The sequence below is a fragment of the Haloterrigena alkaliphila genome (assembly GCF_017352155.2).
Taxonomy (GTDB): domain Archaea; phylum Halobacteriota; class Halobacteria; order Halobacteriales; family Natrialbaceae; genus Haloterrigena; species Haloterrigena alkaliphila.
In genome coordinates, this window is sequence record NZ_CP071462.1 from 349,773 (window position 1) to 369,939 (window position 20,167).

At 68.2% G+C, this 20,167-nt stretch carries 18 protein-coding genes and 1 tRNA gene; 16 read left to right on the forward strand and 3 right to left on the reverse strand.

Annotation, left to right across the window (positions count from 1 at the left end; all coding sequences use genetic code 11):
• Positions 1-147: 147 nt before the first annotated feature.
• The 6 genes from J0X25_RS20495 to J0X25_RS20520 are packed head-to-tail and all read left to right on the forward strand — an operon-like array spanning position 148 to position 7,230.
• Complete coding sequence (locus tag J0X25_RS20495) at positions 148-1,311, forward strand: glycosyltransferase (protein WP_207289306.1); 1,164 nt, start codon at positions 148-150, stop codon at positions 1,309-1,311.
• Positions 1,308-2,573: a glycosyltransferase gene (locus J0X25_RS20500; protein WP_207289307.1), complete on the forward strand. Its 1,266-nt coding sequence runs from the start codon at positions 1,308-1,310 to the stop codon at positions 2,571-2,573. The genes J0X25_RS20495 and J0X25_RS20500 overlap by 4 nt, the downstream gene beginning before the upstream one ends.
• Entirely contained in the window at positions 2,570-3,670 is a 1,101-nt protein-coding gene (locus J0X25_RS20505) for a glycosyltransferase (RefSeq protein ID WP_207289308.1), read from the forward strand. Before J0X25_RS20500 ends, J0X25_RS20505 begins: the two co-directional genes overlap by 4 nt.
• Positions 3,667-5,169: a sulfatase-like hydrolase/transferase gene (locus J0X25_RS20510; RefSeq protein ID WP_207289309.1), complete on the forward strand. Its 1,503-nt coding sequence runs from the start codon at positions 3,667-3,669 to the stop codon at positions 5,167-5,169. Before J0X25_RS20505 ends, J0X25_RS20510 begins: the two co-directional genes overlap by 4 nt.
• A gap of 40 nt (positions 5,170-5,209) precedes the next feature.
• Entirely contained in the window at positions 5,210-6,319 is a 1,110-nt protein-coding gene (locus J0X25_RS20515; RefSeq protein ID WP_207289310.1) for a sulfatase-like hydrolase/transferase, read from the forward strand.
• Positions 6,316-7,230 (forward strand): alkaline phosphatase family protein, encoded by a 915-nt coding sequence (locus J0X25_RS20520; RefSeq protein ID WP_207289311.1) that lies wholly within the window; start codon positions 6,316-6,318, stop codon positions 7,228-7,230. Before J0X25_RS20515 ends, J0X25_RS20520 begins: the two co-directional genes overlap by 4 nt.
• Before the next feature lie 574 nt (positions 7,231-7,804).
• On the opposite strand, the gene J0X25_RS20525 is transcribed toward J0X25_RS20520, so the two are convergent.
• Positions 7,805-7,879 (reverse strand) — tRNA-Met (locus J0X25_RS20525).
• A 254-nt stretch (positions 7,880-8,133) separates the two neighbouring features.
• On the opposite strand from J0X25_RS20525, the gene J0X25_RS20530 reads away from it, so the two are divergent.
• The 3 genes from J0X25_RS20530 (at position 8,134) to J0X25_RS20540 (ending at position 12,221) form a co-directional block, all read left to right on the forward strand.
• Positions 8,134-9,144 carry a polysaccharide pyruvyl transferase family protein gene (locus J0X25_RS20530; protein WP_207289312.1) on the forward strand — a complete coding sequence of 337 codons (1,011 nt, stop codon included), beginning with the start codon at positions 8,134-8,136 and terminating at the stop codon, positions 9,142-9,144.
• Positions 9,145-9,226: 82 nt separating this feature from the next.
• On the forward strand, positions 9,227-10,639 hold the full coding sequence (locus J0X25_RS20535) for a sulfatase-like hydrolase/transferase (protein WP_207289313.1): 1,413 nt from the start codon (positions 9,227-9,229) through the stop codon (positions 10,637-10,639).
• Positions 10,640-10,778: 139 nt separating this feature from the next.
• Positions 10,779-12,221 carry an oligosaccharide flippase family protein gene (locus tag J0X25_RS20540; RefSeq protein WP_207289314.1) on the forward strand — a complete coding sequence of 481 codons (1,443 nt, stop codon included), beginning with the start codon at positions 10,779-10,781 and terminating at the stop codon, positions 12,219-12,221.
• A 53-nt stretch (positions 12,222-12,274) separates the two neighbouring features.
• Here the strand turns inward: J0X25_RS20540 and twy1 are convergent, their stop codons facing one another.
• Positions 12,275-13,306, reverse strand: a complete 1,032-nt coding sequence (gene twy1, locus J0X25_RS20545) for a 4-demethylwyosine synthase TYW1 (RefSeq protein WP_207289315.1) — start codon at positions 13,304-13,306, stop codon at positions 12,275-12,277.
• 58 nt (positions 13,307-13,364) lie between these two features.
• Positions 13,365-13,718 (reverse strand): hypothetical protein, encoded by a 354-nt coding sequence (locus J0X25_RS20550; protein WP_207289316.1) that lies wholly within the window; start codon positions 13,716-13,718, stop codon positions 13,365-13,367.
• Positions 13,719-13,977: 259 nt separating this feature from the next.
• Here J0X25_RS20550 and mbhE point away from each other — a divergent pair, with 259 nt between their 5' ends.
• The 7 genes from mbhE to mnhG are packed head-to-tail and all read left to right on the forward strand — an operon-like array spanning position 13,978 to position 20,167.
• Entirely contained in the window at positions 13,978-16,338 is a 2,361-nt protein-coding gene (gene mbhE / locus J0X25_RS20555) for a hydrogen gas-evolving membrane-bound hydrogenase subunit E (protein WP_207289317.1), read from the forward strand.
• A gap of 52 nt (positions 16,339-16,390) precedes the next feature.
• Positions 16,391-16,858, forward strand: a complete 468-nt coding sequence (locus tag J0X25_RS20560) for an MnhB domain-containing protein (RefSeq protein WP_207289318.1) — start codon at positions 16,391-16,393, stop codon at positions 16,856-16,858.
• The gene (locus J0X25_RS20565) at positions 16,855-17,208 is read left to right on the forward strand and encodes a sodium:proton antiporter (RefSeq protein ID WP_207289319.1); all 354 of its coding nucleotides are present in this window, start codon (positions 16,855-16,857) and stop codon (positions 17,206-17,208) included. The genes J0X25_RS20560 and J0X25_RS20565 overlap by 4 nt, the downstream gene beginning before the upstream one ends.
• A complete protein-coding gene (locus tag J0X25_RS20570; RefSeq protein WP_207289320.1) occupies positions 17,205-18,887 on the forward strand; it encodes a complex I subunit 5 family protein in 1,683 nt (560 codons plus the stop codon). The genes J0X25_RS20565 and J0X25_RS20570 overlap by 4 nt, the downstream gene beginning before the upstream one ends.
• On the forward strand, positions 18,887-19,492 hold the full coding sequence (locus J0X25_RS20575) for a Na+/H+ antiporter subunit E (protein ID WP_207289321.1): 606 nt from the start codon (positions 18,887-18,889) through the stop codon (positions 19,490-19,492). Before J0X25_RS20570 ends, J0X25_RS20575 begins: the two co-directional genes overlap by 1 nt.
• On the forward strand, positions 19,485-19,778 hold the full coding sequence (locus J0X25_RS20580; protein ID WP_207289322.1) for an MrpF/PhaF family protein: 294 nt from the start codon (positions 19,485-19,487) through the stop codon (positions 19,776-19,778). Before J0X25_RS20575 ends, J0X25_RS20580 begins: the two co-directional genes overlap by 8 nt.
• A complete protein-coding gene (mnhG, locus tag J0X25_RS20585) occupies positions 19,775-20,167 on the forward strand; it encodes a monovalent cation/H(+) antiporter subunit G (RefSeq protein WP_207289323.1) in 393 nt (130 codons plus the stop codon). Before J0X25_RS20580 ends, mnhG begins: the two co-directional genes overlap by 4 nt.

The following is a 20,167-nucleotide window of genomic DNA, read 5'->3' on the forward strand; positions in this document are numbered from 1 at the left end:
CGTCCCGACGATGCGCGTACCCGTGGCTGAGCGCGGATTCGGCACCAGCCGACGCGGGACGGGATCAGTAGGGGAGGGGGAGTACCCCTTGCACAATGCAAGCCGTCTGGCTATCATGCGGTCTGTTGAGCGTACACCCGTACTCTCATGAAGCGGCTCCTCGAGGCCCTGTTCGGGCTGATCGCACTGACTGGCATTCCGTATCTGATCTACCTCGGGGTGTACTACCTCCGACGACCGTCGGGGACGCCCGCCGACGCGTGGCCCCGGGAACCGTCGGTGAGCATCGTCCTGCCGACGTACAACGAGTCCGGAATCGTCGAATCGAAACTCGAGGAACTGGTCGAACTGGACTACCCGATGGAGAAGGTCGAAATCGTCGTCGTCGACTCGAGCGACGACGGAACGGCGGATCTGGTCGAGACCTTCTTCGCCGGCCGATCGGAACCGAAGCTCACGCTCATCCGCGAGGACGAACGGCGAGGCCTGGCGACCGCGCTGAACGAGGCCTACGCCGCCGCGGCGAACGAGGTCGTCGTCAAGACCGACTGCGACTCCCGAATCGCGTCCGACGCCGTCCGGAGGGCCGTCGCGAACCTCGCCGATCCGGCGGTCGCCGCGGTGACCGGCCGCAACGCCGAGGTCCTCGGCGGGAGCGACGTCGAGCAGAATTACCGCGACATCCAGACGATGATCCAGATCCTCGAGTCCCACATCGACTCGACGCTGATCTTCCACGGCCCGTTCTCGGCGTTCGAGCGCGACCAGATCGTCCCGATCGACGAGGACTCGATCGCCGACGACACCGAACTCGCGCTGAAGATCCGGCGCAACGGGGGCCGGGTCGTCTTCGATCCCGAGATCCACTACAAGGAGGCCGCCCACTCCGACTTCGGCAAGCGCCGCGAGCAGAAGGATCGGCGCGCGATGGGACTGCTGCGCCTGCTGTGGCGCCAGCGCGACGCGCTCGGCAGCCACGGCGCCTACGGTCGCGTCGTGTTGCCCTTCAACTGGTGGTTCATGGTGGTCTCGCCGTGGCTCGTCGGCGCCGGCGTCGCGCTCGCGACCGTCGGCTCGCTCGCCCTGCTGGGTCCCGCCGGACTGGTTACCCCAGCCGGCGTCCTCGCCTTCACGGCGCTTGGCTCGCGCGACGCCCTCGGGCCGCTCCAACCCCTCTACTCGCTGTTCGACGCCCAGATCTCGCTGCTGCGCGCGAGCGTCTCCCTGATCCGGGCCCGCGCCGACGGCGACGAGGATACCCACGACGGCACCTGGGCGCCCGACGACGAACTACGGGAGGTGTTACAGTGACCGACGCCAACGTCGCGATCCTCCACGATCGGTTCCCCGGCATCGGCGGCGGCGAGGAGTTCGCCATCGAGGCCGCCCGCGTCCTCGAGGCGCCGATCTACACGGCCTACGTCGCCGACGGGACCGAGATCCCCGACGACGTCGAGGTGATCCCGTTCCAGCAGGCCAAGTACACCTCGCTGCCGTGGCGTCCGTTCCTCGAGTGGAAGAACGAGGGGATGAACCCCCTCGAGACGCTCAACGTGGCGCTGGACATGACCGACGCCCACCCCGCGTTGACGGAGTACGACGTGATACTCGAGAGCGCGCCGCTGTCGAAGTACTACGTCCCGGACGTCGGCCAGCGGATCGTCCACTACCCCCACAGCCCGCCGCGGTGGCTGTACGACCTCTACCGGGACCGCCTCTCGGGCTTCACGGCCCCGTTCGTCGAGACCGGGCTCAAGGCCTACGCGAAGGGGTGGCGGGCGCTGGACAAGGAGGCCAACGACTACGTCGACCGGTTCGTCGCGAACAGCGAACTGGTCCGGGACCGTATCCGACGCTTCTACGACCGCGACGCGACGGTCGTCTACCCGCCGGTCACGGGCGACTGGCGCGACGACGGCGACGACGGCTACTTCGTCACCTGGTCCCGGCTCGCTCCCGAGAAGCGGATCGACACCATCGCGAAGGCCTTCGCGGGGCTCGACGAGCGGCTCGTGATCGCCGGCGACGGAGAACAGCGCGAGCAACTCGAGGCCTTCGCGAAAAACTACGACAACATCGAGGTGCGGGGCTACGTCGAGGACATCGAGTCGCTGGTCGCGCGGGCCACCGCGGTCGTCTACGCCCCCAAGCAGGAGGACTTCGGCCTCGTCGGCGCCGAGGCCATGATGGCCGGGAAACCCCTGCTCGGCGTGAACGAGGGCTTCACGGCCTATCAGGTACAGGGCGGTCGAACGGGGCTGCTCTTCGAACCGACCGTCGAGTCGATCCGCGAGACGGTTCGGCGGTTCGATCCCGCCGACTTCGACGCGAACGAGATCCGCGCGGAGGCCAGACGGTACGAGTACGACCGCTTCGCGGCGGGCCTGCGCGAGGTTATCGAGGATGTGGCGGCACCCGAGACCGCCGCGCCGGAACCCGTGCCAGTGACGGAGCGGAAACCGGAAGCAGAGCCGGCGTCGCAGTCGACAACGGAATCGGACCGCGCAGACGAGGATCGACGCGCCGAGCAGCGGCGCGAGGACGAGCGCGCTGAGGGGGTGGCCGATCGGTGACGGCGAGCACGACCGCTCGCGGCGAGGGCGGCGACTCGAGGGGGTCCCGGGGCCGGACGGACCCCGATCACGCACGTCCCCGGGAATCGGAATCCGGTAATCGGTGTCTGCTCTACCAGAACAGCGACGCCCACCCCGCCCACCGGGTGTTCGCCGACGCCGTCGGCGCCGATCGGCGCCACTTCGAGACCGGGCGACCGCCCGGATCCGGGGGGAACACCGAACGAATCGCCGATCGGCTCCGAACCGCCGGGACCCTCCCCGCCTACGACACCGTCATCGCGGAGGGGAGCGCGCCGCTCCAGACCGGGCTCGCGTACAAACTGCGCCACCCGGGGACGACCCTCGTCTACCTCGCCGCCGACGAGACGTTCTACACCCTGTCCGAGCGGCCGACGCGATTCTTCTGGCGCGGACTGAAGCCGCTCTCGAGTCGACTGCTCGACGGCGTGATTGCGGTCGGTCGGGACGTTTACCGCTGGGGGCGACCGTACCTCGGCGACGTTCCGGTCGCGTACGTCCGGCCGCCGATCGACGACGGGAAGTACGAACGGCTCGCGTCGCTCTCGCCGAACTCGCCGCAAGATCCGTTCACGATCCTCTCAGCTGGCGAGGCCAAACCGGCCAACGGCTACGATCGACTGACTCGAGCGGTCGAGCGATTCGCCGACGCGGTCGAAAGCGACGTTCGACTGGTGATACTCGGCGAGGGTCACGAGAGGGAAGGGTACGCGGATCGATCCCGCGTCCTCACGCCCGGGTTCGTCGATCTGGATACCTTCGCCGACTGGTTCGAGCGCGCGAGCGTCTACGTCCAGTCGTCGCGCGGCGACGCCTTCCCTGTCGCTGCGCTCGAGGGGATCCTCTCGGGGACGCCGACGGTGGTCACCGAGGCGACCGGCGTTCGGGAACTCCTCCCCGCTCGGCAGGTCGTCCCGCCGACCGAACGGGGGCTGCTCGAGGGGCTGCGGGACACCTTCGAGCGGTCGCCGGCGGAACGGGAGGCCACCGCGAACGACCAGCGAGACCTCGTCGCCGATCTGACCGAATCGAATCAGGGCAAACGCTTCGGCGCCGCGCTGGAGGCACTCGCATGACCGAAACCCAACGACCGAATATCGTCGTCCTCTGTCTCGACACCGTCAGGAAGGACGTCTACGACCGGTACGCGACCCGACTCCGGGAGCGGGCCGCCGTCCGCTTCGAGGGGATGCGGGCGCTCGGCGGCTGGAGCGTCCCGAGCCACGCCGGGATGCTGACCGGCTCGGTTCCCTCCGAGACGGGCGTTCACGCCCACCAGCGGCGGTTCGATCCGATCGACCGCGAGGACACGTGGATCGCGCCCCTCGAGCGGCAGGGGTACGAGTCGGTCTGCGTCACGTCGAACATCTACGCCAGCCCCGTCTTCGGGTTCGACCGGTTCTTCGATCGGACGATCCCCATCTCGCCGAGCCGTAGGCTGCCCGAGGGGATGGACGTCCAGGAACACATCTCCGATCGGTCGACCGACGGCGTCGAGGCCTACGCCGATTTCGTCCGCGAGGCCCTCGCCCACGACTACCCGCTGCGGTCGCTGGCCAACGGCGTCCTCCTCAAACTCGACGACGTGAGCCGGAAGCTCCCGATCGAGAAGCCGACCGACTTCGGCGGTCGGGCGATCGCGCGGACGCTCGAGCGGGAAGTCACCGAATCCGACGGGCCGGTGGTCGCCTTCGCAAACCTCATGGACGCCCACGGGCCCCACACCGCGTTTCGCGGGCTGGACGACTCGATCCACGGCGTCTCGAGCGACTTTCACTCGAGTTCGTTCCGCGATTCGGACGTCAACGTCGCTGACGGCCTCGGCGAATATGAGTCGGACGTCGAGCGCGTCCGTCGACTGTACGCCGCGACGGTCGACTACCTCGATCGGGTCGTCGACGACCTCCTGTCCGCGCTGGCGGCCGGCGACGACCGCGAGTCGATCCTGCTCGTGACGGCCGACCACGGCGAGAACCTCGGTTACGAGTCCGAGGGCTACCTCATGAACCACATGAGCAGCCTCTCGGAGGGGCTGTTGCACGTCCCCTTCGACGTCGTCCCCACGAGCGACCGCGCCCTCGAGCTCGCGGTCGACGATATCGACGCCGCCACCGGCGCCGACGAACGGAGCGCGACCGCCGACGGTGCTACCGGCCCCGTCGACGTGACCGGACTCAGCTCGCACGCCGACCTCGGCGACCTGGTCCGGTCGATCGCGAGCGACGACCCGTTCGATCCGTTCGCCCTCGAGCGCGAGCGCGCCCGCGCAGAGATCGTCGGCTCCGGCTCCGGCATCCCCGAAGGCGGGGACGAATCGTACTGGGACCGCGGCCAGCGGGTCGTCTACGAGGGCGAGCGGAAGTACTACCGCGACCAGCTCGGCGCCGAGGCGGTGTACGACGTCTCCGGACCGCCGTCGAAAGGGGTCGAACTGCCCGACGAGACGGTACCCGACGGGCTTTTCGAATCCGCCTTCGGCGACTGGGTCGCCGACGACGAGCGCGACGGACGTGGCCACGCCGAGGAAGTCGACGCGGCGAGTCGCGCGCGACTGGAGGATCTGGGATACCTGTGAGCACGAACTCGATTCGAACGATGAACACGAATACGAACCCATGACGGACACCACACTGCTAGTCACGGTCGATTCCCTCAGGACCGATCACGTCCAGTACATGCCCCATACCCTGGAGTTCCTGGACGACACCCACGACGCCGCCTTCGCCACGAGCACCGCGACGCCCGGCAGCTTCCCCGCGATCATCGGCGGGGAGTACCCGACCGGGAGCGGCCTCGAGCCCGAGGCCAGCGTCGCCCACGAGTTCGACGCCCGCTGCGTCGGAATCACGACGAACCACCTGCTGTCCGCGGAGTACGACTACGCGACCGGCTTCGACTCGTTCACGTCGCCCAAGGGCGGCGGCGAGTCGCTGAAGGACAAGGGCGCGATCCTGCTCGAGCGCGGCTCGCTCCCCTACAAGGTCGCCAGCTGGGGGTACAACCGCTACCAGCAGCTCCGGAGCTACGTCGAGGAGACCGAGAAGTCGTTCCGCCCCGCGGACGACGTCGTCGACCAGTTTCTCGGCGAGGTCTCCGGCCGCGACGAGTGGTTCGGCTGGCTGCACTTCATGGAGCCCCACCATCCCTACGACCCCGACGGCGCGGATATCGACCGAGCGGAGGCACAGCGGATCACCCGCCGCGTGCTCTCGGATCGCGGCTCCGACGAGGACGAGGCCCTCGTCCGGGACCTCTACCGACGGGAGGTCGCCGAACTCGACGCGGCCCTCGAGTCCCTCTGGGACGCGATCCCCGACGGAACGCGCGTCGTCTTCTGCGGCGATCACGGCGAACTGCTCGGCGAGGACGGCCTCTGGGGCCACCCCGGCGAGATGCGCCCCGAACTGCTGAACGTCCCGTTCGGAACGCGCAACGCCCCCGACGTCGGCGAGGTCGTCTCCCTGATCGACGTCCCGACGATCCTGACCGGCGCCGAACACCGCCAGGGGACGCTCGACCGCGAGATCGCATTCGCCGCCTACGGGGACCGAAAGGCGGCGATGACCGCCGACCACATCGCGACGGAGGCCGGCACGTATCGACTCGAGGACGGCGAGCGGGTGGAAGACCCCTCCCTCGAGCGGGAACGCGAGCGGTTCGATCCCGCCTACGTCGTCAAGGAGGACGCGCTGCAGGAAGACCTGGAGGATCTCGGCTACGCATGACGGTCGTCGTACTGGCGCTCGACGCGCTCGATGCCGGGTTGATCGACCACTTCGATCTCGACGCCTACCGCCTCGCGTCCGGCGGCGAGATCGAGACGTTCGCGAACACCCAGGACGTCCCCTATACCCCGGAGGTCTGGGCGACCGTCGCGACCGGACTCGAGCCGGCCGAGCACGGGATCACCGGCGGCGGCACGAGCGAGTGGGAGAATCCCGCGCTCGACCTCGCGTCGACGGTCACGGGCCACCTCGACGAGTCGACGCGGGGGACGCTCGGGAAGCTCGTGCGGTCGCGAACCGGCACGCGCGAGCGCATCGGCGAGACGGACCGCGAGTCGATGTTCGACGCCGACGACGCGGTCGTCCACAACTGGCCGGGCGTCCACGACGGCCAGCCGCTCCAGCGAGCGTGGGACCTGATGAACGCAGTCGCCGAGGGAATGTCCCGCAGCGAGTTCGAGCGCGAACTGTTCGGCCTCTGCGCCCAGCAGTTCGGCTGGGCCCGCGAGATGCTCGAGCACCCGGTCTCGATCGCCGGCGTCCACGTCCACACGCTGGACGCGGCGGGCCACGCCTACGCGGATGACGAGGAGGCGTTGCGTCGCGCCTACGAACGCGTCGGCGAGTACGTCCAGGAAATCGTCGCCGCCCTCGGCGAGGACGACGAACTCCTCGTCGTCAGTGACCACGGCATGCGAACCGAGTTCTACCCGCCCGACGCCGGCGAGAAGCCGGCGAGTCACTCCTGGCGCGCGTACGCGAGTTCCACGGCGGACACGTATCCGAAATCGGTCTACGACGTGCGCCGGTGGGTGGAGGAGCGCGCGGCGGCGTCCGAAACGGGCGCATCCGACGACGAGGGGATCGACATGCCGACCGAACGCCTGCGCGAACTCGGCTACCTCGACTGACCGCGACACCGAACCGCTCGGCCGTCAGTCGGTGTCTCGATCGGTATCAATGACTTCCATGTTGTTCCTGCTGACCGACCGATACGCGGTGGCGCGCGCTGTCGACCGACCGAGTGCTAACGAGGGCGGTCGACACACTGCGCGAGGGATGAGCGAACGAAGTGAGCGAATCGGCTGGGGAGGGTGTGGCTATTCCCTGCCGCCACGATAGCAGGCTGTGACTCGTCGCATTTCTCCGGTACCGCTTCGCTGTCTTCTTTCCACGTCCGCGTAGCAGTTGCCTCCCGTTTGCAGACGGGATGGTCGCATTCGACCCTCTGATGTCCGACTTCAGAGCGTTATGACCTCGAGTCCGGAATTTCCGAACAGTCACACGAGTTCGTGGCCGCCTCGAGAAGAAGGTTGGCGCGATTTGACGATTTGAACCACGCCGAGACGTGCTCGCTCACGGCGCTTCGCGCCGTTCGCAATCGCGGTCGCGTTTGCGACCGCGCTCTCGCTGCGCGCGTCTCGACTGGTTCAAACTACCACCGTGCTATACTCGCCGCTCGCGGATTTGCTCGCGGCAAAAGTATAGCGGGAGGTAGATTTGAACTACCGATCTGCGGGTTATGAGCCCGCCGGAATCTCCTGGCTATCCCATCCCGCTGTCCTCTACTCTCTGCTGGCCACGATTAAGGCTTGATATTCGCTTCCCGTCTCAGAGAGACTACCAAACTCTCGGAACGTGATCCGTACGGAGTCGTCAGCGGCGGATTACCGTATACGATCATCACGGATCGCTCCGCTCGACGCAACTCGACTCGAGATCGGCATCTACAATCACCATTCGGTACCGAATCGAACTGTTGTCTGTCCGTAGTCGCCCCATAATTATGGCCCGTTCCGGTGGAGACGGGCGTAATGAGAATCCTGCTTTTGCGGACGTGGACGACGAACATCGGAAACGGATTCATCGACTACGGGGCGAGGGCGATGCTCGAGCGGGCGTTTCCCGACGCGGACATCGTCGAGACCGGCGGCTACCCCAACCACGCGGCGGACACCGCGGCGCTGTGGGGCGGCACCCGGAAGCTCGCCCGGATGACGGGGTTCGGGCAGTCCGACTACGAGTCGCCGACCCACCGGATTCGGCAGAATACGATGAACGTCAGCGAACTGATCGACGCCGATCTGGCCGTCCTGCCGGGCTGCGTGCTCTCCCGGCCGACGTTCCGGAAGTACTTCGACACCCTCCGGAAACTCCGGGAGCGAGAGATTCCGATCGTTATTATCGGCGGGGGCGGCGAGGAGTACGACGAGGCCGAGCGGAAGGACGTCGAGGCCGTCTTCGACGCGCTCGACATCGAGGTCCTGCTCACGCGGGATCGAACCGCCCACGAGGAATACGGCGACCTCGTGGAGTACCTGTACGACGGGATCGACTGTTCGCTGTTCCTGGGCGACGCTCACCAGCCGCCCGAAGCGAATCAGGAGTTCGACGTCCACACGTTCGACAAGGGCGAGGAACCGGACGTCGACGGCGCGTCGACGATCATCCGGCCCGACCACGCCCCCTTCGACGAACCGTACCACTTCCCGGTCGGCGAGCGAGCGCGGGAACTGGTCGGCCTCGAGACGCCGCTGTTCGAGGAGGAGAACGTCTTCGTCTCCGATCTGGTGACCGACTACCTCTTCCTCTACGCCAACGCGGACGTGGTGCGGTCCGACCGGATCCACGCCTGCCTCCCCGCGCTGACCTACGGCAACCGGGCCCAGTTCTACTTCGACACCCCGCGAGCGAACCTGTTCGACCGGGTGCCGATCGACGGCGACGTCACGAGCGAACCGGTCCGGTTCGACATGGACGGACTCGAGCGCGAGAAAGAGGCGCAGGTCGAGGCCCTCGAGGAGGGGGTCGCGACGGTCCTGTGAGCGGAACTGTGACGGGGACTCGACGCCCTCCGGCGGCCGGTTCCATTGCCGGGAGTAGGTTCTTTACCGGAGGTATGGAACGATGAACGGAACCGCGACCATGGGAGACGAGCCATCAATCGCCCTCGTCGTGCTCGATACGCTTCGAGCCGACTCGTTCGACGAGCACTTCGACTGGTTGCCGGGCGTGCAGTTCACGAACGCGTGGAGCACGACCCACTGGACGGCCCCGGCCCACGCCTCGCTGTTCACGGGCCGCTACGCGGTCGAGGCCGGCGTGACGATCAAGTCCCAGGACTTCGACCGGGAGACGACTCGCCTCCCCGAACTGCTTCAGGACGAGGGGTATCGGACGCGGGCGTTCAGCTGCAACGTCAACATCTCGGAGCAACTGGGCTGGCACCACGGGTTCGACGAGTTCGACGGCGGCTGGCGGCTCAGCGGCCTCGGCGAGGACGTCTTCGACTGGGACGAGTTCATCGCTGAACACCGGTCGGACGGCCCCGAACGCTACCTCCGGGCGCTCTGGCGCTGCGTCGACGGCGACTGCGATACGACCCAGTCGCTGAAGCAGGGGGCCCTCATGAAGCTCCGCGATATGGGACTCAAGGGGCGCCACCCCGACGACGGCGCGGCGGAGTTCCTCGAGTACGTTCGGGACCGGTCGTGGAACCGAGGTCAGGAATTCCTCTTCGCGAACCTCATGGAGGCCCACCTGCCGTACGATCCGCCCGACGAGTACCGGACCTACCCGGACGAGGAGTCGCCCCACTTCGACAGCGTGAAGGCCACGCTCGGGGAGCCCTCGGCCGATCCGGACCGGATCAGGACCGCGTACGACGACGCCGTGCGGTACCTCTCGGACATCTACCGCGACATCTACGCGGAACTCGCGGCGGAGTTCGACTACGTCGTGACCCTCGCCGACCACGGCGAGGCGCTCGGGGAGTACGGCGCGTGGCAACACGGCGCCGGGCTCCACCCGCCCGTGACGGAGATTCCGCTCGTCGTCTCCGCGCCCGGGCCGAACGCCGACCACCGGACCCCGAACGCGGACGGCGCGGACCGGCCGACGCGGGACGCCCTCGTGAACCTGCTGGACGTCTACGCGACGGTGCTCGACATCGCCGGAATCGAGTCCGACCACCGCCGCGGCGTTTCGTTCCAGCCGCTGCTCTCGAGCGACCCGCTCGCGTCGGAGCCCCGGTCGAGTGGGCTGCTGGAGTTCCACGGCATCTCGAAGCGGCGGGCGATCGCGCTCGAGGAGGACGGGTACGACGTCGGGCCGGTCGACCGCGAACGCCACGGCATCGCGACGGCCGACTGTTACTACTTCGAGGGCCTCTCCGGGACCGAACTGCTCGGCGACTGCGACCCGGCGGTCCTCGAGGCCGAACTCGAGGGCTTGATCGCCGACCTCGAGACGCGGGAGGGGCTCGCCGAGGCGGATCTGTCCGGTCTGGAATCACAGCTCGAGGATCTGGGATACCTGTGACGGTGGGCTCGAGTCGATCGACGGTGGACGGCCGAGCGTGCTCTCCGTCCGCGGCGGCGCTCGAGCGCCGTCAGCGGCCCACGGGAGTGAGTCGAATACCTCGCCGCACGCAGCCGCCACGCCGGAGGTCCCGCGACCCATGAGCGACGCGACCTCGGTCAGCCTCGGGGGCGAGACCGTCAAGGCGACGGCCGCGAAGTTCACGATGGCCGCGATCGGGTTCCTCGGGACGATCGTCTTCGCGCGGGTGCTCGGCCCGTCCGGGTTCGGCGGCTACTACCTCCTCTTCTCGCTGGTGAAGATCGCCGATCGGGCGGTCAACGGGTGGGGAACAGCGGTGAAAAAGCGGTTCTCGGAGGCCGACGCCCCGACGGGCGAACTGGTCGGCAGCCAGGCCCTGTTCACGCTGGTCTGGATGGGGCTGGCCGTGGCGGTCGCGCTCGTCACGTCCCGCTGGCTCGTCTCCTACACGGGCCTCCCCGAGGCGCCGGTGTTGTTCGTCGTCCTGCTGCTCGCGGTCACGCTCTTCGAACCGCTCGATCTGATGGTACAGGCGCGGGGCCGCGTCGGCGCCTCGATGTGGACCGATACGCTCCGGTCCCTGCTCACCTTTCCGCTCCAGTTGGGACTGATCCTGCTCGGCCTCGGCGCCGCCGGCATGGCCTACGGGCTGGCCGGCGCGACCTTCCTGACGGTGCCGATCCTCGCGTACTACGTTCAGGCGCGGCCGGTCGCTCCGTCGCGAGAGACGGTCGCGAACGTCTGGTCGTACGCCAAGTACAGCATTCCGAACTCGTTTCTCGGGCAGGCCTACGATCGGTTCGACATCATCCTGCTGGGCTACCTGCTGGCGCCCGCCGCCGCGGGCCACTACGAGGTCGCGTTCAAACTCACGGTTCCGGCGACGTTCGTCACGATGGCCGCCTCGAGCGGCCTGATGGCTCGGGTGAGCCGCCGTCACAGCGAGGGGGAGAAACTCGGGGACGACGTCTCGAACACGCTGGCGTTCACGAGCATCATCGCGATCCCGATGTTCTTCGGCGCCGTGGCGATGCCCGAGCGGCTCGTCGTGACGTTCTTCGGTCCCGACTACGCCGAGGCCGCGTTGCTGCTCGTCGGACTCGCGGCGTACCAGATCGCGAAGACGCAGGCCGGCGTGCTCTCGAGCGTGATCTACGGGATCGATCGGCCCGACGTCAACACGCGAATCTCGGCCGTGACGCTGGGGATCAACGTCGTTCTCGGCGTCGCGCTGACGCTCGTCTACGGCGCGATCGGCGTCGTCGTCGCGACGGCCATCGCCGAGACGCTCCGCTACTGCCTCTCCGCGATCGTCATCAAACGGGAACTCTCCGAGGTCGTGCTGTTCCCGCGAACGCTCGCCGAACAGTTCGCGGCCGGGTTCGTCATGCTCGCCGTAATCGTCCCCGCGGAACGCGCCGTCGCCGTCGAGCAGTGGTACCATCTCCTGGCGATCATCGGGCTGGGGGCGGTCGTCTACGGCGTCACGCTGACCGCGATCAGCCGGAAGCTCCGCGTGACGATCAGAGGCGTCGTCCGCAGTTCGCGGCTCGGGCAGTAGGATCCCGCGGGGACGGTGCGTCGCGGCCCGCCGATCCGCGCGGGTTTCGGCGCTCAGTCGCCCGTAACCGGATCGCGCTCCCAGAACTCGCTGTCCTTCTTCAGTTTCGGCACCCAGGTGTCCGACGTCTTCGCGAGCAGGGCGACTCGAGAGGCGGGCACCTCCTTGCACTCGGTGAACTCGGGCATGTACTCGCGGACCGACTCTGCGAAGTCGACGACGTCCTCGTGGTCGGGCATCGCCGATCGGTCGAGGCGACCCCGCGAGTGGCCGACGTGCATGTACGCCTTCAGTTCGACGAAGTCGGGGTCGGCCTGCTGGTAGAAGCCCGCGTACCAGTCGGGGTGGTGCATGTTCTCGCCCTGAACGAGCGTCGTTCGGAGCACCGTACGGGTCTCGTCCTTCTCGGCGAGGACGTCCATCGTCTCGAGGAGGTTTGCCCAGGCGTCGTCCTCCATGGCGCCGACGACCTGATCGAAGGTGTGGCGCTCGGGCGCGTCGACGCTGACGTAGAGTTGGGTGGGATCGCACTCCCGGAGCACCTCGGGTCGGGTGCCGTTGGAGACGAGGAACGTGGTGATCTCGCGGTCGTGGAAGGCCTCGATGAGTTCTGGCAGATACGGATAGAGGGACGGTTCGCCGTCCAGCGAGATGGCGACGTGGCGCGGCTCCATCGCCTGCTCGAAGACCTCGCGGGGGACCTCGTCGTTGCCCCCGAATCCGGAGAGCAGCTTCTTCTGGAGTCGGATCGAGGCGTCGACGACCGCCTCGGGGTCGTCCCACTGGACGTCGTCCATCTCGTAGGCGTGGCCCTGGTGGTCCCGCCAGCAGAAGACGCAGCGCTCGTTGCACTTGACGACGGGCGTCATCTGGATACAGCGGTGGGACTCGATTCCGTACCAGATGTTCTTGTAGCACTTGCCCTCGCCGCGCATGGCGTTTGCCGTCCAGCCGCAGGTCTGGGCGGCCGTGTGGTTCTCGCTGTGGTAGTCCGGACTCGAGACCTGCATCGGTCCGCCGTCCTCGCCCTCGTCCCGTTCGTCGCCGGGAGCCGAACCGGCGGCCCCGTCGGCGGAGTCGCTCATGATGGCTCCGCTTGGACCGGCCCGAACAAAAACCGTGTGGTCGGCGTCGCTCGAGGGATTACTCGTCGTTCGATCCGGGCGGTCGCTCGCTCGACTCGAGGGAACCGCTGCCGGCGGGCTCGTGGGGAAGCGTGCCCGGCTCCGCGGGCTCGTCGTCCTCCGTGGTCACCTCCCGTTCGAAGGTGTAGAGCACCGACCCGGTGTTGGCCGTCATGATCACGCCGGTCAGCGGCGCGTCGGGGACGAACAGGAACAGGAAGAACCCGGCCGCGAGGGTTCCGGCGGTCACGACGGCCCACAGCAGCGGCCGCGACGTGTCGATCCGCGCCGCGTCCCAGTAGGTGATCCCGAACACCGCGAGCACCGAGACGATCCCCAGGGCGGCGACCAGGGGTGACTCCGCGAGCGCCATACGTACGGGTTCGAGAGTCGAGGCAAAAGCGTTCCGCGTCTCCCGCGACGTCGACGGCTGCGCGGCGCGTCGTCGACCTCGCCTCGAGACGAGCGGCTCCACGACGCGGTATCGACGCTCGTCCCGAGCGACTCGACGACGACGGACTCCGGCCGCCGGTCGCGCTCGAATCGGCCGATGATCGACGACCGGATCGGCCGGGACGCGGGGCGAAAGGCGACGATTTAAGTACACTCTCACGGTAGGTTACAGAAACTAGATGCCGCCAGAGTTGTCGGTGGTGCTGGCCGCCGTCGGGTTGCCCTTCGCCGCCGCCGTCTGTACGCCGGTCCTGTATCGGCTCCTCGGGGAACGGACCGGCTACGCGGGCGTGGCGGTCGCGCTGGCGTCCTTCCTCCTGCTCGCGACCCAGTACGGCACCGAGGGAGCCGTCGCTCTCGAGTGGATTCCCTCGCTGGACGTCGCGCTGCAGTTCTACGTCGACGGCTGGGGACTGCTGTTCGCGATGCTGGCCTGTGGCATCGGGACGCTGATCTTCCTCTACTCGCCGGCGTACATGCACGGCGAGTCCCACCTGCCGCGGTTCTACGCCGCGTTGCTCGCGTTCATGGGCTCGATCATCGGCGTGGCGCTGGCCGCCGATCTGATCGCCATCTTCCTGTTCTGGGAGCTTACCAGCCTCGCTTCGTTCGTCCTGATCGGCCACTACACGGCCGACGACTCCTCGCAGTACGCCGCCCGGATGGCGATGTTCATCACCGTCGGCGGCGGCCTCTTCTTGCTCGTCGGGCTCCTCTTGCTGTCGGTCGTCGCCGGCGACGTCGTCGGCCCCGACGCGGCGTTCAATCTGGCCGCGATGCTCGAGAACGCGGACGCGATGGCCGAGGGGCTCCGGGAGCAGGGCCTGTTCCTGCCGGTGCTGGGCCTGCTCGCCATCGGCGCGGGAACCAAGTCCGCGCAGGTCCCGCTCCACTTCTGGTTACCGAACGCGATGGCCGCGCCGACGCCCGTCTCCGCGTTCCTGCACTCCGCGACGATGGTGAAAGTCGGCGTCTACTTCGTCGGCCGAATGCGGCCCATCCTCGTCGGCGAGGAGTGGCTCTTCCTGTTCGCAACGCTCGGCCTGACGACGATGACGGTCTGTGCGATCATGGCCGTCGCCGCGACGGACATCAAGGAACTGCTCGCTTACTCGACGGCGAGCCACCTCGGACTGATGGTCGCCGGCTTCGGCTTCACGTCGGTCTACGGGGCCGAGACCGGCGTCTTTCACCTCCTGAACCACGCGCTGTTCAAGGCGACGCTCTTTCTCGTCGCCGGCATCGTCGCCCACGAAGCCGGCACCCGTAACATCCACAGCCTCGGCGGGCTCCGCCGCGACCTGCCGATCACGGCGCTGATCACGGTCGTCGTCGCGCTCAGCATGGCGGGTATCCCGCCCTTCAACGGCTTCTACTCCAAGGAACTGCTGTTCGAGGCGGCCGTGGAGGCGAGCCACTATCACGACATCGGCGCCCTCGGCTGGCTCTACCCCGCCGTCGCGGTCTTCGGCAGCATTTTCACCGTCCTCTACTCGCTGCGCTTTCTCGCGCTGTTCTTCGGCGATCGGCCCGAGGAACTGGGCCACGTCCACCGGCCGTCGACGACGCTGCTCGTCTCGCCGGCCGTGCTGGCGATCCTCGCCGCCGTCGTCAGCATCAGGCCGCAACTGGCCGTCGACGTCATCGTCCAGTCGGGGGTCGACGCGACGGCGCTCGAGACCCACGAGATGCACGCCGGGCTCCCCACCAGCTACTCCACGCCGGTGGGGATGAGCGCGGTCACGATCGCGCTCGGACTGGCCGCCTACCCGTTCTACGACCGGATCCACCGCGGGATCCGCACCGTCCTGCGGACGACCCCGCCGGTCGCCGCGAACTGGTGGTACGACGCCGTCATCGGGAACCTCACGGGCGCCGGCGCCTGGGTCGGCGACCGGATCCACAACGGACTGCTCCGGACGTACGCGACCTGGACGCTGCTCGGCACCTGCGGGCTCGCGCTCGTGGGCTTCGCCGCGGCGGGAGCCATCGCGCCGACCGAACTCGTCGGAGTCGACGCGCCGCCCGCGGTCGCGCTCGTCCTCCTCGTCGCCGTCGTGGCCGGCCTCGCGGTCGTGCTCTCGACCTCCCACATCGCCGGGATCCTCACGCTCTCGATCCTGGGCTTCATGGTCGCCATCTTCTACATCCTCGCGAGCGCGCCCGACCTCGCGTTGACCCAGCTGGTCGTCGAGACGCTCATCCTCCTGATCTTCCTGCTGGTGGTCGAGGAGATTCCCGAGTACTACGAGGTCGAACTCGGCAAGTACGCCCGCGACGCCGTCGTCTCGCTGGCCGTCGGCGCGACGGCGTTCGTCACCGTCCTCGTCACGACCGACGCCCGGCCCGAAGGGCGTACGGAGATCGCCCGCTTCTACACCGAGAACGCCGTCCCGGAGGGCGGCGGAACGAACATCGTCAACGTGATCCTCGTGGACTTCCGCGGCTTCGACACGATGGGCGAACTCGTCGTCGTCGCGATGGCCGCCATCTCGATCCTGACGCTGATCGTGATGCGCTCCGGAGGTGGCGACGAATGATCGTCGACGCGCGACGTCCCGGAAATCGGCGTCGAACGCGAGGTGAGCAGCGATGACGACGTCCGTCGTCATGCGCACGACCGCCCGCGTGATCGTCCCGATCATCCTCGTCGTCGCCATCTCGCTGTTCGTGGAGGGCCACAACCTCCCCGGCGGCGGCTTCATCGGGGGCGTGCTCACCACGACCGCCTTCGCGGTCATCTACCTCGCGTTCGGGCTGGACTTCCTCGAGCGCGGGGTGCTGGGCCGGGACGTCGATTCGGGCAAGGAACCCTCTCGGGACCGCGTCGTCGTGGCCTACCGACGGGTCTTCGAGTACGGGCTGGCGATCGCCGTGCTGAGCGGGCTGGTGCCCCTCCTGTTCGGCCTGCCCTTCCTCAGCCAGACGTACGTCATATTCGAGCACGTGCCGGTCTACGGCCACCTCGAGATCGCGAGCGCGCTGGCGTTCGACTTCGGGGTCTACTGCGTCGTGGTCGGCGGCCTGCTGACGATCCTCTCGGTGGTGGGTGCCGAATGACCGCCGTCGTCCTCGCGGCCGTGGTCGGCGCGCTGTTCGCGCTCGGGACGTTCCTGTTGCTCCGCCGGGACCTGATCCGGGTCGTCTGGGGGCTGGCGATCATCAGCCAGGCCGCGAACGTCTACCTGCTGTCGATGGGCGGCATCGCCGCGGGAACCGCCGACTCGGTGCCCGTCCTCGCGGGTCACGGCGACCACGTCCCGGAGACGGCCGATCCGCTGGTGCAGGCGCTCGTGCTGACCGCGATCGTGATCGGCTTCGGGATGACCGCCTTCGCGCTCGTGCTGTCGTATCGGGTGTACGAGGAACACGACACGCTGGACGTCTCCGATCTGGGTGATCGCGAATGACGATATCGACGCTGACGGCGGACACAGCCCTCGTGACGCTCGCGGCGCTCCCCGCGGGGACGGAATCGCAACTCGTGATCGCGCCGATGCTGATCGTCCTCGTCGCCGCCGTCGGAAGCCTGCTGCTGAGCCGATGGCCGCGGGCGCGGATCGGCGTGAGCCTCGCGGGCGGCGCGGCCTACGCGATCGCCGTCGCGGCGATCGACTGGTACGTCGTCCTCGCGCCGGACGCGCCGGGGATCGCGACCTACCAGGTCGGCGACCTGCCGGCGCCGTTCGGCATCACGCTCGTCGTCGACGGGCTCTCGGCGTTCATGCTGACGATGGTCGCCGTCCTCGGGATCGCGTCGCTGATCTTCTCGACCCGCGTACTGCCCGAGATCGACCGACGCAGTTACTACTTCCCGCTGTTTCATTTCCTGGCGCTGGGGGTCACCGGCGCCTTCCTCACCGGCGACCTGTTCAACCTGTTCGTCTGGTTCGAGGTGATGCTGATGGCCAGCTACATTTTCGTCGCCTACTACGGCGGTCCCCAGCACACCCGGGCGGCCTTCTGGTACGTCGCGCTGAACCTGCTCGCGAGCGCGGTCTTCCTGCTGGCCGTCGGCGGGATCTACGCGACGACGGGGACGCTCAACATGGCCGACCTCTCGCGGCGACTCGCCGACCCCGCGGCGTACGGCATCGAACCCGCCCCCGTCGTCGGCCTCTTCGCCCTGCTCCTGTCGGTGTTCGCGATCAAGGCCGGCCTCGTCCCCTTCCAGTTCTGGATTCCGACGGCCTACCGGGCCGCGCCGCCCCAGATCACCGCTCTGCTGGCCGGCGCGACCAAGAAGGTCGGCATCTACGCGATCATCCGCCTCTCCTTTACCGTCTTCGCCGACGCGGACGTCCCCGTCGAACTCGCCGTCCCCGGGACCGAACTGGCCGTCTCCGGCGACTCCCCGCTCGTGTTCGTCGGGAGCGCGCTGTTCGTCATGGCGGCCGCGAGCATCCTCGTCGGCGGGGTCGGCGCCGTCGGACGCGAGTCGATCGAAGGCGTGCTCGCCTACTCGAGCATCGCGCAGGTCGGCTTCATCGCGATCCCGGTGGCCATCGCGGCGACCGCGCCCGAACTGCGCCACCTCGCCGTCGTCGCCGCGCTCGTGTACGCGCTCAACCACACGCTGGCGAAGGGGCTGTTATTCCTGGCGGTCGGCGCGGTCCGGTCGGCGACCGGGACGAGTCGGCTGGCCGACCTCGGCGGACTGGCGGGGCGGTCGCCGCCGCTGGCGATCGGCTTCTTCGTCGGCGCGCTCGCGCTCGTCGGGATTCCACCGCTGTCGGGCTTCTTCGGGAAGTTCCTCGTCTTCGACGCGGCCGCTCGAGTCGGGTCGGCGCCGGTGGTCGGCCTCCTGTTGCTCGGCTCCCTGCTGACCATCGCCTACATGACCCGGACGTGGAACCGGAGTTTCTGGGGCGTTCAGACCGACGCCGTCGAGAACGCGGCCGTCGACGGCGTGCAGGTCGGGGTCGTCGTCGCGCTGGCGGTCGCCATCGTCGCGGTCGGCGTCGGCTTCGAACCCGTGTACGAGTTCGCCGACGCGGCCGCGACGGCTGCCCTGGACAGCGAGGCGTACGTCGAGGCCGTCGATCCGATCGAACCGGGCGAATTCGAGAGCGAGGGAGGTGAGCACTGATGCGGGTCAAAACCTGGCCGCTGGCCGGCGTCGTCTTCGCCGTGCTGTGGATCTTCGTCCGCGGCACCACGCTGACGCCGTCGGCGCTGCTCGGCCAGCTCATTTTCGGCCTCGTCGTCGGCCTGCCGACGGCCTTCGTCTTCCGCCGGCTGTACATCGAGCGCGTCGACGTCGCTCGCGGGGCGCGTGCGCTCCCGGCGGCCGGCCTCTACTTCGCGACGTTCGCGTGGGAGATCGTCCGGGCGAACCTCGACGTCGCCTACCGGGTGCTCTCGCCGGGGATGCCGATCGAACCCGAGGTGATTCTGGTGCCCTTGCGCGTCGAAACCGACCTCGCGGTCACGACCATCGCCAACAGCATCACGCTCACGCCCGGCACCGTCACGCTGGACTACGACGAGGAGACCAACGCGCTCTACGTCCACGCGGTCGACGGGCGCGATCCCGAAGCGATCGCCGCGCCGATCCGGACGTGGGAGGACTACGCCCTCGAGATGTTCGACGAGGAGGCCTCCCCCGGCGATCCCGCGCCGCCGATCGTCGTCTCCGGCGGGGAAAGAGACAGGGATCAGGGCCGCGAACGGCGAGGTGAGAGCGATGAGTGAGGCCGCCGATCCGGCGCTGCTCGACGCCGTCGTTCGAGTGGCGCTGATCCTCGTCAGTGGGCTCTGCGTGGTCTGTAGTTACCGAGTGATCCGCGGACCGACGAACCCCGACCGCGTCGTGGCCCTGGACGCCATCGCGACGAACGTCGTCGCCATCGCCGCCCTCTTCGCCATCCTGACCGATCGCGGCCTGTTCGTCACCGTGAGCCTGGTGCTCGCGATCATCGGCTTCATCGCGACGGTCGCCGTCGCCAAGTTCGTCACCGAAGGCGAGGTGATCGAATGATTCACGCGACGGTCGTGGCCGCGCTGATCGTCGTCGGCGTCTTCTTCCTGACCGTCGGCACCATCGGCATGCTCCGCCTGCCCAACGTCTACAACCGGATGCACGCGACGAGCAAACCCACGACGCTGGGCACGGCGGCGATCTTCCTCGCCGCGTTCGCCCAGTTCGGCCCCGGCCAGGAGGGGATGACCGCGCTGATCGGGATCGGCTTCCTCTTCCTGACCGTTCCGACCGGCGCCCACATGATCGCCCGCGCAGCCGAGAAGATCGGCGTGCCCTTCGAGGGCAGCGTCACCTGGCCCGATCCCGGGGCCGTCGAGCGACCCGATCGATCCGAACGAACAGAACGAGCCGACCGATCCGAGCGAACCGAGGAGTCCGGTGACTGA